The sequence below is a fragment of the Acinetobacter sp. yr461 genome (assembly GCF_900110445.1).
GTDB classification, from domain to species: Bacteria; Pseudomonadota; Gammaproteobacteria; order Pseudomonadales; family Moraxellaceae; genus Acinetobacter; species Acinetobacter calcoaceticus.
Genome location: NZ_FODU01000014.1, coordinates 1 through 14054 on the forward strand (window position 1 = coordinate 1; position 14054 = coordinate 14054).

The 14054-nt window shown below is 37.0% G+C and carries 12 protein-coding genes; 6 read left to right on the top strand and 6 right to left on the bottom strand.

Annotation, left to right across the window (positions count from 1 at the left end):
• The 4 genes from BMW38_RS15600 to BMW38_RS15615 form a co-directional block, all read right to left on the bottom strand.
• A partial coding sequence (locus tag BMW38_RS15600) for an aminotransferase class III-fold pyridoxal phosphate-dependent enzyme (protein WP_139193546.1) occupies window positions 1-677 on the bottom strand: 677 nt, incomplete at its 3' end.
• Window positions 678-813: 136 nt separating this feature from the next.
• On the bottom strand, window positions 814-2085 hold the full coding sequence (locus BMW38_RS15605) for a Glu/Leu/Phe/Val family dehydrogenase (protein WP_004639628.1): 1272 nt from the start codon (window positions 2083-2085) through the stop codon (window positions 814-816).
• 1030 nt (window positions 2086-3115) lie between these two features.
• Entirely contained in the window at window positions 3116-4549 is a 1434-nt protein-coding gene (locus BMW38_RS15610; protein ID WP_004639631.1) for an amino acid permease, read from the bottom strand.
• A 413-nt stretch (window positions 4550-4962) separates the two neighbouring features.
• The gene (locus BMW38_RS15615; protein WP_092709743.1) at window positions 4963-6240 is read right to left on the bottom strand and encodes a hypothetical protein; all 1278 of its coding nucleotides are present in this window, start codon (window positions 6238-6240) and stop codon (window positions 4963-4965) included.
• A gap of 127 nt (window positions 6241-6367) precedes the next feature.
• On the opposite strand from BMW38_RS15615, the gene BMW38_RS15620 reads away from it, so the two are divergent.
• On the top strand, window positions 6368-7156 hold the full coding sequence (locus BMW38_RS15620) for a class I SAM-dependent methyltransferase (RefSeq protein WP_092709746.1): 789 nt from the start codon (window positions 6368-6370) through the stop codon (window positions 7154-7156).
• 26 nt (window positions 7157-7182) lie between these two features.
• Entirely contained in the window at window positions 7183-7716 is a 534-nt protein-coding gene (locus BMW38_RS15625) for a hypothetical protein (RefSeq protein ID WP_092709750.1), read from the top strand.
• 51 nt (window positions 7717-7767) lie between these two features.
• On the opposite strand, the gene BMW38_RS15630 is transcribed toward BMW38_RS15625, so the two are convergent.
• Both BMW38_RS15630 and BMW38_RS15635 read right to left on the bottom strand, forming a co-directional pair.
• Complete coding sequence (locus tag BMW38_RS15630; RefSeq protein WP_092709753.1) at window positions 7768-8331, bottom strand: hypothetical protein; 564 nt, start codon at window positions 8329-8331, stop codon at window positions 7768-7770.
• Window positions 8332-8469: 138 nt separating this feature from the next.
• The gene (locus tag BMW38_RS15635; RefSeq protein ID WP_004639641.1) at window positions 8470-8937 is read right to left on the bottom strand and encodes a Holliday junction resolvase-like protein; all 468 of its coding nucleotides are present in this window, start codon (window positions 8935-8937) and stop codon (window positions 8470-8472) included.
• 159 nt (window positions 8938-9096) lie between these two features.
• Between BMW38_RS15635 and BMW38_RS15640 the strand changes: the two genes are divergently transcribed.
• The 4 genes from BMW38_RS15640 (at window position 9097) to yccS (ending at window position 14037) form a co-directional block, all read left to right on the top strand.
• Window positions 9097-9741 (top strand): ParA family protein, encoded by a 645-nt coding sequence (locus tag BMW38_RS15640; protein WP_003653744.1) that lies wholly within the window; start codon window positions 9097-9099, stop codon window positions 9739-9741.
• A gap of 124 nt (window positions 9742-9865) precedes the next feature.
• Window positions 9866-10984, top strand: coding sequence for an AI-2E family transporter (locus tag BMW38_RS15645; RefSeq protein WP_092709756.1), 1119 nt, complete (start codon window positions 9866-9868; stop codon window positions 10982-10984).
• A 123-nt stretch (window positions 10985-11107) separates the two neighbouring features.
• Complete coding sequence (gene sodC / locus BMW38_RS15650; RefSeq protein WP_045433290.1) at window positions 11108-11683, top strand: superoxide dismutase family protein; 576 nt, start codon at window positions 11108-11110, stop codon at window positions 11681-11683.
• 203 nt (window positions 11684-11886) lie between these two features.
• Window positions 11887-14037, top strand: a complete 2151-nt coding sequence (gene yccS / locus BMW38_RS15655) for a YccS family putative transporter (protein ID WP_092709759.1) — start codon at window positions 11887-11889, stop codon at window positions 14035-14037.
• Window positions 14038-14054 lie beyond the last annotated feature (17 nt).

Consider the following 14054-nt stretch of genomic DNA (forward strand, 5'->3'; position numbering starts at 1 on the left):
TCATCAAAAATAAGTAAGGCACCAAACTCATCACACAGTGCGCGTAAGCCTTTTAAAAATTCGATGTCAGCAGGAATAACGCCGCCTTCACCTTGTATCGGCTCAACAATAACCGCACATGTTTGCTCATTAATTACCGCTTTTGCTGCGTCTAAATCATTAAAGGCAACGTGGTTAATGCCGTTTGGAAGTGGTGCAAAGTCTTGTGAATATTTGGGCTGACCACCTGCTGAAACGGTAAATAACGTACGGCCATGGAAAGCATTTTTAAATGCCACAATGCCACTTTTGCCAGCAACACCGCTGTCTAAACCCACTTTACGTGCTAGTTTTAATGCAGCTTCATTGGCTTCTGCACCCGAGTTACAGAAGAAAACCTTGTCTGCAAATGTATTTTCGGTGAGTTGTTTTGCAAGACGTAGAACTGGTTCATTTGTATAACCATTGCCTACATGCCAAAGTTTTGTCGCTTGTTCTGTTAAAGCATTTACTGCCACTGGATGCGCATGACCTAATGCGTTTACTGCAATCCCGCCTGCAAAATCAATATATTCTTTATTTTCTTGATCCCAGATACGCGAACCATCACCACGTACAGGAATGAAATTTGCCGGTGCAAAAACTGGAACCATCCAGTCGTTAAAGTTGCTTCGAGTTACAGAAATTGGCTGTTCCATGCTTACCTCAGTATTTATTTAATATATTCGATATCACTTAAATTTTAATAATTCAGAAAAAGGGACTGAACAAATAAACCCTATAACATCCTTTGTATTTGCTCAGACCACTTTTTCTAAAAGTAATTTCCGCAGATTAGCCTGGGAAAATACCGCGCTCTTTACGAGCTTTTAAAATACGCTCACATGCCAAGATGTAAGCTGCTGTACGTAAAGTACAAGCGTTGCTGTTCGCTGCATTCCAAACGTCATCCATAGCTTGAACCATCAATTTGTCTAAACGCTCATTGATTTCTTCTTCGGTCCAGAAGTAGCTCGCCATGTCTTGAACCCACTCGAAGTAACTTACCGTTACACCGCCGGCGTTACATACAACGTCAGGTACTACAACAATGCCACGCTCAACTAACACATCTTCAGCTTTAGGATAAGTCGGGCCGTTTGCGCCTTCTAAAATCAACTTAGCTTTAAGTTTTTCAGCACGTTCAACAGTGATTTGACCTTCCAATGCAGCAGGAACAATAATGTCAACTTCTGCTGTCCAGAAATCTTCATCAGCAATTGATTGCGCACCAGCGAAGCCACCAACACCTTGATTTGCATTTACGTGATCACGTAACGCTTCAAGATCAATACCGTCAGCATTGAAAATAGTGCCTGTATGGTCTTGAACGTGTGTAACTTTCGCTTTTGATTCAACAAATAAGAACGCAGCTTCACTACCAACGTTACCAAAACCTTGAATAGCAATTTTTGCGCCTTCAATTGGTAAATTGATTTTTGCAGCTACTTCGCGGCCTGTAACAAATACACCACGACCAGTCGCTTTTACACGACCTAAAGAACCACCTAAGTGAACTGGTTTACCAGTTACAACACCTGTTACCGTGTAACCTTGGCTCGTAGAATAAGTATCCATCATCCAACCCATAATATTGGCATTTGTACCAACGTCTGGAGCAGGGATATCTTTTTGAGGCCCGATAATGTGACCGATTTCAGTCGTATAACGACGAGTCAAACGCTCTAATTCACGATTTGATAATTTACGCGGATCAACACGGATACCACCTTTTGCACCACCAAATGGCAAGTTCAAAACAGCAGTTTTAATTGTCATCCATGCAGACAACGCCATCACTTCATTCAAATCAACATTTGGATGGTAACGAACACCGCCTTTACCAGGGCCACGAGACAAGTTGTGTTGTACACGGTAGCCTTCAAAGTGCTGGATAGAACCGTCGTCCATTACAATTGGCACGTCTACAATAAGCGCACGTTTTGGGCGTTTTAAAGTATCGATATACTCTTCCAAGTGACCTAAATATGGAGCAACACGGTCAATTTGTGCCAAGTAAGTTTGCCAAGCATCGCTGTGTTCATTTACGTATGAAAGATCTGCCATCTTTTTTCCTATATACCTTCATAGATTCAGATTTGATAAATCTGCAATCTTTATTATTTAGCAACTAAAACTTTGCAATAACAATGTCTTAGTTTATTTACCAAATCTTCTGCCCTTCTAAAGCATCAGACTTTTTAAATTCCATTTGTTGATACTAAAAGTATGATCTACTTTTATATATCGATATCTTTTACAAGTTTTCTTTTGTCTAAATTACTGTTTATAAAGATAGCTTTATAAAAGCAAAAACTAACTACAACCCACTAAACCAGCCGGCTGAAATATGAATACAAAAGAAGTGACATAACCGTTTGGGAGTTAAAAAGAACTATGATTTACAAAAATCATGAGTCCATAAAATTATTTTTGACTAATCGATAGATCCCTCCATTAGTCTTTTTAAAAATAAACTTTGTTCAATAATGCTACAGATTAATTATTTCCATACATACTGCTTAAAATTAAGCCGAAACATAGATATAAAATCTTCCAATAAATATAGCACAGAGCACGCTCATTTAGAACATTTTAAAATAAATAAGCAGAGAAAAAATAATCAAATCGCACTGACTTTTATAATAAAAAAACAACAAATATTAAAAAAACCTTAACTCTAATAAAAAAAACTTATAGAAAATAAACTTCCATAAATATGAAAAATGTAAATATTTTTAATTATAAATAACAATTAGTTATGAAATTCAATCTTTTCAAAAACCATCAAAAAATTATCTATTCTCCACATTAAATCCATATTAATCCTATTCTACCCCTCTATTCCAAAAAACTAAAAACACCACCTTATTAAATAACAAGACTAAACATAGACTTAATCAAATATTTATAATAAATAAATATTAATAAAATCCGATAAATGGTGAATTTATAAAACAACATTTGTTTCCTTGATTAAAAATAAAAATTCATTTTTAAAAAAAATATATAAAATCCATCCTTTTTAATTTCCTACAGACCATAAAAAAGGCCCCAAATGGGACCTTTAGACTACGCTTGTGAAAGCATACAACGCTTAGCTCTGTACCACATCTTTCTTGTGATAAAAAATGAAGTAGCTCGCATAACATAAAAGAATAAAAACAATACAACAGATAAAGCCAACTTGCATCGAAGGATCAACCACCATACTAATGCAAGTAACAGCACAGAACAGACCACCCACAATTGGAGTCAAAGGAAATAAAGGAGCAGCAAAACGTAAATCTTTTGCAGTTTTCCCAGATTTATACCACTGTCTACGGAAATTAAATTGAGATACACAAATTGCAATCCACACAACCACCATGGTAAACGCTGCAACACCCAATAAATTTTTAAAGATCGTCTCAGGAGCAAACTGCTCTGAAAGCAACCCAGGTATTGCACCAAACATCGTCACAGTAATAGCAACAATCGGTGTTCCTGAAGGAGTAAGCTTTGAAAATATTTTTGGTAATTGGTTTTTTACTGAAAGTGACCACATCATACGTGAAGCAGCAAATAAACCAGAATTGGCAGCTGAGAGTAAAGCCGTAATGATTACAAAGCGGATAATATCTTCCGCATAAGGAATACCAATGTAATTAAACACAGTCACAAAGGGGCTATTACTTACTTCGTTTGCATTCAAACCTGCAAGCTCGAATGGCAATAGTGAAGTAATCACAACAATGGTACCAACAAAGAAAATTAGTAGACGCCAAATGGCTGCATTAATCGCTTTTGGGACGGTCTTTGCAGGGTTTTCAGTCTCACCAGCCGCCACACCAATTAACTCTGTACCCGAAAATGCAAAATTAACGATCAGCATAGTTGCAAAAATTGGAAATAAACCGTGAGGGAACCAACCATGTGCTGTCAAATTACTAAATAATGGCGCTGTCTCATGCCCGTGGTAAGGGATAAAACCAAAAATTGCCAACAGCCCTAAACCAATGAAACAGATAATCGTAATCACTTTGACAAGTGCCAACCAAAATTCAGACTCGGCAAACAATCGAGTTGAACTCACATTCAGAATAAAAACTAGAGCACCAAAACACAGAGTCCAAGCCCAAACAGAGGTAGTTGGAAACCACTCCTGAACCAGTAAAGCCGCAGCAGTAAACTCAGTCCCCAAAGTGGCAGTCCAAGTTAACCAGTACAGCCAAGTAATCATATAGCCCGTACCGGGACCGATATAACGGCGGGCGTATTCTCCAAAAGAACCCGATTCAGGTACATGAACGGCAAGTTCACCGAGACATAGCATTACGGTGTAGGCGATTAAACCACCCAAAAAATAAGAAATAATTGCGCCAATTGGGCCTGCTTGAGAAATTACGTCACCAGAACCTAAAAAAAGACCTGTACCTATGGCACCGCCAAGGGAGATCATCACCAAATGTCGAGTACTCATTGCTCGTTTCAAAGGTGCAGAACTTCCATGTTGCGATGCATCATTATTCCGATAATTTAATGATTGCATATAAAAAACTGTAACGACAATTTAGTAAAAAATCATTTTAGGATAAAAAAATAAATATGCAATTATCTTTGAATAGTGAACTTATTTTAAACAACCTATCACCACATAAATAACATATAAATAAAAAACAAACACTTATTAAAATTTAAAGTTATAGTTGTATTTTAATTAGCCTCTAATCATTTATTTACTTTATATATATACAAAGATCATTTATTTAAAAGCATGATATTTTTTCACCTAATTTATAATGCTTGTATTTAATACGCCAGATATTCACAAAACAAACACATCATTTATTTAAATAATGACTTTGAATTTAATATACAAATAAATTAATGAAAAAATATTTTTTAAGCAAAAAATAAAGCCCAAATCTTTAGACTTGAGCTTTATTTAACCACCAGAAAGGTTTAATAGGCGATTGAGATCAGTTGTTCAGTAGGCTTGATTGAACCTTCTATAAATTCACATATGCCATGTTCATCACAAGATAAATTTAATTGTTTATAGCTAATTGCAAAAAAGTCGGAATATTTTTTGATTACAAACGGACTCATGTCAGATGTTAAAGACTCTTTGCTCTTGAACAATTTAATGACTTTGCGATCATTCATCCCTAACAAATAAGTTTCATTATTTAATTCAATGTGCACTACACCAGTGTGTTCAGCCACAATTGGAATCAAATAAGACTTATTTGCCAACAAAACATCTAGAGCATAACTCTCAAACTTTGAGTTAATGAGGTTGAATACCAAAATTGAATTAAAGCTATTCTGTAATCCCTCTTTATAACTCACCTCTTGCTGAGTTTGTTGTACCTTAATACCCAGTTTTTGGAAGTCTAACTCAGTTGCCTGCTTTGCTTTTATAAGACTACGGGTAATAGCCTGTTTAAGTGGATTATCAAAATAACGTTCATCTAGCTGAAAATCATTTTGGCGTAATATTTTTAACAACATGTCGTCATGATGCGAAAGAACATGTGCAAGTACATTACGGAAATAAAATTTACTTTGCTTTTTGACCTTGCGAACCTGTTGATAGAAATAAATTTCGTCAAATTCATGCTCAATAAAATCATGCAATAAACTTGAACTTGCTAATACTGACAATGCTTCATGACCAGTAAATGGCAAATGAATCGTATGTAAGCTTGGCAATAGCTCTTTTATTTTTAAGTAATGTTCGCGGTCAATCGAGAAATAAGGGTCATAAACAATGACATATTCACGCGCTGCATCCACATCTTGCAGCTGGATCTGCATGTCTTTGTTTGCTACCGCATCAAAAAACTCAGCATAGCGTCGATCTTCAACATGGTCAGGATCAATTGAATATTGAGGCACAAATGCAATCACACGGTTCATATTCAATAAATTAGAATATTTGATTGCTGCATAGCCGCCCATCGAACCGCCATAACCCACAATATTTTTAAAACCCTGAAGAACAGGCGAAATTGTTTTCGCCAGCTCAATCATGCTCGCTTGAGGAAACCATGATTTTTGTTTTGGCATTATCCCAATAACATTGTATTGGTATTTAATTAGGGACTTTTCAGCATTGATAGATAAGCCACTCGCTCGGGTAATCAAATCGCCAAAAGAGAGAACCAATGTATTAGAATCGCCTGGTAAAAAAATGGCTCTAATGTGTTCGTCTTCAAAAATAATTTGCTTATCCATGCTCACACCGAAAGAAAATTTGCTCCCACATACAACGTCAAAAATGAAACAAAATAGGTGTTTTGCCAATTTATGATTGCGGAGTATCTTATTTTATAGATGCCAGTCAGATTAAAAAGCGCAAAATATGACACAATCCTTACATCCTGCCGCTCAAAAAGGCTTCAGCTCAGCTGCTGAACTGTATCAGCAAGTTAGGCCTAATTATCCCGCAGAAATAGTGAGTTGGCTGCAAAATTACCTCCAAATACAGGAAAACTCTACTGTTATCGATCTTGGATCGGGTACTGGCAAATTCTTACCCTACTTAAAACAAACACATGCAGATATTATTGCAGTTGAGCCAATTGGCGAGATGTTACAGCAGCTTCAACACGTTTATCCGGATATCAAAACATTACAGGCTTTTAGTCACTCTATTCCTGTAGCAGACCATAAAGTTGACGCCATTATTTGTGCGCAATCTTTTCATTGGTTTGACAACATAGATACCCTAACAGAAATGTATAGGATATTAAAACCACAAGGACATTTAGGGCTGGTTTGGAATCAACGCGATGAGCGTACGGATTGGGTCAAAGCTTTAGCTGATTTTCTACTTCCACTTGAAGGAGATACACCCCGTTATCATAGTGAAAAGTGGAAACGCGTATTTGAACAGCAGGATTTATTTGTGTTTGATAGCCTACAAACATTTACACAGTCACAACGAGGTAGTGTCGAACAAGTGGTGAGCAAACGATTACTCTCAACAAGTTTTATTGCCGCAATGACTGAAAAAGATCAATTACAACTCAAAGCACAGTTTGAAAAAATTGTTTATGATTTTACGGGATTAGGTCCTCAAGATCAGATTGATTTTCCATATGTTACGTATGCATATCACTTTCAGAAAAGTACGTTACCCGTTAAATAATTAGTGAATAGGTTTGGTTGAAAGTTATGAAGAAGAAAACACCTCAAATCATATTAATGTCTTTGCTTTGCTCTAGCCTATTTCTTACTGCTTGTAAAAAAGCGGATGAGCCTGTTAAGACGGAACAACCTTCTGCCACCTCATCTACCGATCAGGTTTTAGAAAAACTGAATGAAAGACCTATTAAGACTTTTCCAGCAACTGCTGAGGATGCACACGATATTGCGCTACTAGAGGATTATGACCGCCGCTTTACAGAAATGAGTGACGAGATGGAAAGCGAATTAGCAAAAATGCATGAAGCTGGAACCCTCACTACAGAGTTTGAGCAACAACGTACTCTTGATAATGTGCGCTCTTCTCTTACCATGTTAAAAGATTTGGATTTAAAAACTGAACAAGGCCGTTATGTACAAGGCCTACTCTACCAATATTGGGAAAACCAAGAAAAACACTTGCGTGATAAGCAAGCCAATAAAGATGAGCAGATCAACGATCTTGCCGACTATTTACAAGCACAAAATCAATTAAAATATTGGAAAGCATCGCAACAGAAATAAGTACTACATTCCTTAATAAAAAGCCTTCATATTTATGAAGGCTTTTTTAAATTATATATTTTGCTTTTCAACCCAATGAATAGATTGCACACGAAATAGTTCACAAGCACCATCACCTGTATCAGTTGGTGTAAGCGACGATTTCCAGACTAGGTTTTTATCTTTAATTTCGACAAGGTCACCTTTGAGATAGACCAGATCTCCACGTTTTACCTGTTTAATTTGTTGGGCGATTTGCGGGTTCGCAGGAATGATGTGCATATTAGACACCATTTGCATCGCTTGGTCTGCTGGAACAGGTAATTTAGGAATTTTCCAGTTTAAATAACGGTCATATTGTTTTACTGAAATATGGCGTGCAATTTCAGGCTGAGCAAACAATCCCCAGCTTACTGCATAGTCAATAGGTGAAAATTTAGCTTGTTCATCATTTTGATAAACTTTTGAACCCAAGATTCTGAAATTCCCCTGAAAAGGCTGTAATACTGAAATAGACTGGTCCTTTTCAACAGGGTTCAAACCTTGGGCAATATTATATTCACTTGAGGTCGATGCAAATGCTGAACCCATACTAATAGCAGCCAGCAAGCCCATCATTAAACGTTGTTTTTTCATCGCTTTATACCTCGAATATTGCTAGATCAAATTAAATAGATCTTCAATTTATAGTAGTCGCAAGCCATGAAAAAAATATCGGAATTTAGTAACAATACAGATTAATTTCGTCTATTTTTGTGCACTCAAAATTAGAATTTAATCTTCAAAATCCACTCTTAAAGTTTCAAAACGGACGTTGCCTTGTTGCACAGCTTGTGCAATTGCCTGTTGGCCTTTGGTTAGCCTTGCCCCACCGCTTTTTACATCAAGTAAAATAATATTAATGTCTTCTGCCGTTCCATCCCCATCTCGAAAATCGGTGTATCCATCAAAAATAATATAATCCACCGGATCACCCATGAATTTTGCATCGCTCGGTAGATACTGAAATTCTGGCAAAATGGGAGCAAATTGTTCTGCCATTTTCCCTTTCAACACCGCGCGACTTGTATTCACGCTTCGCTTTTGTGCTTGAGTCAGAGCTTGTTGGTGTTCCAATTCAAGTTCAGCAATATATTGCTCATATTCAGCCTTAATTCGGCCATTGCGAGTATTTGATAAAATAATAGTAGTGATAATAATACCAATACCCGCTCCAATTAGCATGGCAAGCCATACAGACATAAACTTTCCTTAACAAGCACAAATCAACATTGCAGATCTAATCATATCTAAAATAACGAAACAGCTTAAACTTTTGTCAAATGCGGTCATCTACTTCTCATAAAAAGATGCTAAGGTATAAAACATAAACAAAATGTGCTGCTGAAAATAATTGGATTTATGAAAACGATACTTATTGCAAATCAGAAGGGCGGATGCGGAAAAACCATGACGGCCATTACGTTGGCAACGGCATTGGCACAAAAAGGATATAAAGTAGCATTAGCAGATTCCGATAACCAAAAATCGGCTTTACAGTGGTTAAAACAGCGCCCTGATACCGTCGCAACGATTCAGAGCCTCGACTGGCGTCATGAAAAATCAATTGGTGATGCACCAAAAAATCTTGATTATTTAATTATTGATGCACCTGGTGCACTTTCAGGTGAACACGCTGAACAACTCATCAGCGAAGCTCATGCCATTATTACTCCACTTCAACCTTCATTTTTTGATATAGACAGTACTCGTCGCTTTTTAAAGCATTTACAAGATATTAAACGCATTCGTAAAGGCAAAGTACAGATTTTACTTCTTGCTAATCGTGTAAAACCGAACAGTGCAAGCTCAAAAGATATTCAACAGTTTTTTGAAAAAATTGAACAGGAACCTGTTGCATGGATTTCTGAACGCAGTGCTTATGGTAGCCTAGCTATGCAGGGTTTAAGTGTTTTTGATAAACCACAAAAAAACTTTATTAGTATTCAAGATCAATGGCAACCCGTTCTAAACAAGTTAGTTGAAGACAAAGCTGAGTGGTTTTAAGTGAATTTTAGCTTCTAAAAAGAGTTGTATAAGGTTCTTTACATTACGGCCTTAAAATTTGCCTCAGGTTATTTTTCAGTTAATATGACTTTATTCTACGTAGAAAATTAGAGAAATATTGTTCGTGCATCCATACGCTCCTAATTTACAGCGCGTTTTATTGTTTGGGCTGTTTTTTATTTTGATTTTTTTAGGATTTAATATCCTGAAATATTTTATTGTTCCTGTTCTTTGGGCTGCCATCATTGCTTATATGACTTGGCCTATTTATTTAAGAATTCAGCGTTTTTTTGGAGAAACCCGTAATACTTTAAATGCAACACTAATGATTAGTCTGGTCATTTTGGTTGTTGGCATACCTTTTACATGCGCTATCTTTATTTTGCAGCATGAAGGCCGCAACTTATATTTTGATTTACAACGTCAGGTTTTTTCGGGTCATTTAAGCGTTCCTGATTTTATTCGCGATCTTCCTTTTGTTGGAAAAGAAATTTCTCGCACACTCAATGAGTTAAATAACGATCCTAATAGTACGATTCAGAACATTGCAGCTTGGGTACAAAGCCATTTAAGTTATGGTCGTGTGCTGCTCGGTGAAATTAGTAAAAATATTGTCAAACTTGGCTTTGCCGTATTTAGCCTCTTTTTCTTCTACCGTGATGGACAACTGATTTTGTCTCAAGTGAGCAAAGCTTTAGAAATGGTGATAGGCCTTCGTGTTCATCACTATCTTGATACGATTTCTGAAACGACTCGTGCCGTAGTCTACGGTGTTGGTTTAACTGCAATTGCTCAAGCCGTTTTAGCTGGATTAAGTTATTTCGTAGCGGGTGTACCAAACCCAATGGTACTCACCATTGCTACTTTCTTATTGGCTCTCATCCCATTTGGTACTCCAATCTCCTATTTAGGCGTCGGCTTATGGTTGTTCTCTCAGGGACAAACTATGGAAGCAATTGGTGTAATTGTATGGGGGGTGGTAATTGTTAGTAGCTCAGATAATGTGATTCGCCCGCTTGTTATTTCTGGTGCCACTAAAATTCCATTCCTATTAATTATGTTTGGTGTGTTAGGTGGTATTGCGAGTTTCGGGTTAGTGGGATTATTTATTGGACCTGTAATTTTAGCCATTTTACTGGCGATTTGGCGTGAATGGTTACATGAAACTATTGAGCCTGAACCTATGCCTAAAACGTCCATGATTTATGATTCTGATAATGAATCATCCAATCATAAAGAGTGACATACGTATTTAATTTAAAAATGTTTCAAGATACAAAGTGACTATTTAAATTAACTTGTAGGCTAAGCCTTCCTTTGTTTGAATCTAATAATCAGACATATATATTTATAAGGGCATCCAACCATGCAGACTTTTAATAAAATTGGCGCAGTGTTTGCGCTTACAGCTTTTTTTGCAGTCGGCTGTAGTTCAGTCACAAAAACTGTATCCGACACGGCTCACTCATTAACCACAATGCATACGAAGAAAGTGGTTGATGTAAATGAAGTTACCGCAAATGGTATTGGTAAAAAAATAGGTACCATTAGCTTTCAAGATAGCGACAAAGGTTTAATTATTACCCCTGCTTTAGCTGACTTACCTAGCGGTACTCGTGGTTTCCATATTCACGAAAATGCCTCTTGTGCTCCTGCTGAGAAAGATGGAAAACCTGGTGCTGCTTTAGCTGCTGGTAGTCACTACAATCCTAACCAAGCTCCTCATCACGGTACGCCAACGACTGGCCATTTAGGCGATCTACCTGCTTTAGTGGTCGATAATACTGGTGTTGCAACCACGGCTGTGATCGCACCTCGATTGAAATTTGCAGATATTCAAGGCCGAGCGATCATGATTCATGCGGGTGGCGACAATTACTCAGATTCACCTTTGCCTCTAGGCGGTGGCGGAGCACGAATTGCATGTGGCGTGATTAAATAATTTATCTGTTTATTAAATTGTGGGTATCTAAAAAGATATCCACAATTTTGTTAATTTATTGATCGCTATAACTTGGTTTAAGCCTAATAAAATCTTAAAAAGTGACTGACTTTTGTAGATAAAAAGAATAATATTTTTGAAGTAATAAAAATTTAAAGTTACATACTGCTTTCTCACGTATTCTCTAATTTAGAACAAAAGCCGTGAATTATTTGACCCAAATATTTAATAGTTTTAAGACAAACTCGATTTTAATTTATTGCCTGCAAATTTTGATTGTACTCACAGGCACAACTTTAGGTTTGCTTTCGCTAGGCCATAACGAGCTGATTGTTCCTGTGACTTTAGGGGCAATTGCAGCAGCGTTAACCGACTTTGATGACCGTTTAAGTATTCGATTACGTAACTTGGTTTATGTCTGCCTGCTATTTTTTACAGTCAGTAGCATTCTTGGATTTCTCGCTCCCTACAAAATTTTCTTTATTCTCTATCTCTCAATTTCTAGCGCTTTTTTCATTTTATTAGGGGCTTTAGGACAACGTTATGCCACGATTTCGTTTGGCACTATTTTGCTTTCCATTTATAGCATGTTCGGTTTAGGAGAATATGCTCATTGGTATCAGCAGCCTACCTACTTTGTTTATGGAGCTTTGTGGTACGGTTTCACCTCTATTTTATTTTTTATTATTAAACCTACACTTCCCTTACAAGATAAACTCTCACAAATTTTTAAAGAAATTTCTGGATTACTTCAAGCAAAAGCACGTTTGTTTGATCCCGACAATAAAGAGAACGTAGAACAGCTCTTATATGAATTATCCCTACAAAACACACAAGTGGCTCAAAGCCTCAATCAAATACGCAGTTCCCTGCTCACTCGGCTGAAGGCTTCACGGGTGAGTAATAAAAGTATCTATTGGCTAAACCTGTACTTTTTTGCGCGGGACATTCACGAGCAAGCCACCTCTAATTACTTACATTACGAACATATTCAACAGAACTTTAGCCGTAGTGATCTTATTTTCCGTTTCCAAAAAAATCTACGCCTACAAGCACAAGCTTGTCAGGACTTAGCCCAATGTATTTTATATAATCGGCCATCTCAGCCTTCGCAAGAAAGCCAGATAGGATTAAATCACCTAGAGAGTTCTTTAAAGGACTGGATACAACAGCATCCACAAAATTTTGAAGTTAAAAATTTAAGACTCATTTTTGATAATTTAAAAGGAATGCATGAACAGTTTGAACAACTGCAATATGCACAGCCCTTCCCTGAAAATAATACCCAGACAAGGCAAGAGCACTTAAATTTACTTGATGATGATATTCAAGGATTTTCCGATCTGATCTTGAAACTTCGGCAACAGCTTACCCCTCAATCTGCATTGTTCAGACATGCGATACGAATTGCCGTCGTTTTCGCCGCGGGCTATGCCATTTCATTATTACCCTTTGCTCAGCATGGCTACTGGATTTTACTGACCAGTTTATTTGTTTGTCAGATTACGTATTTTGCGACCAAAAGCCGCCTTAAGCTTCGAACAATTGGGACATTAATCGGTGTTTTATTAGGAATACCAATCTTATATTTTGTACCGAGTATTGAAGGTCAGCTCATCATTACGATTATTTGCGGAGTCTGTTTTTTTTACTTACGGCAGAAGAAATATGCCTTGGCCACTCTTATGGCGACCCTCATGGTGCTATTAATTTTTAATTTAAAGGGTGCAGGCTACAGCATTATTTTACCTCGCCTGATAGATACGCTATTAGGCTGTTTTATTGCATGGCTCGCTGTAAGCTTTATATGGCCTGATTGGAATTTTCGCAATATTCCTAACAACATTAAGAAAAGTAGCAAAGCAACGCTCGACTATTTCAATGTAATTGTGGAGCAATACCAATATGGCAAAAATCAAGATATAGAGTACCGTCGAATTCGTCGTGCGGCCCATAATGCTCAAATTGAGCTATCGAACATGATTTCAAGCTTAAGTGCCGAGCCCAACCCTAATCCCGAGCTCATTCATTATGCTTTCCGTTATTTGGTTTATAGCCACAGTCAACTCAGCTATGTGGCAGCGTTAGGCAGTCAACGACAAAAAATTGATGAAGAACAAGTTTTACAATTATTACTGCGTTGCCAGCAAATTCTTAGTCAAAGTGTACTTGGGCAGTCACTACCCGACAACACACATATTGAGCAAACATTGCAAGAAATTCGAGGCCTAACCACTCATGAACAACTTTCCGAGAAATATACATTAGTCTTAAAACAAATCAGTTTATTATTAGAAACATTACCAGAATTACTGATGCTTAAAGACAAACTTTTAGAGCAAGAAATTAAATAGCTATAACACTTTATTGA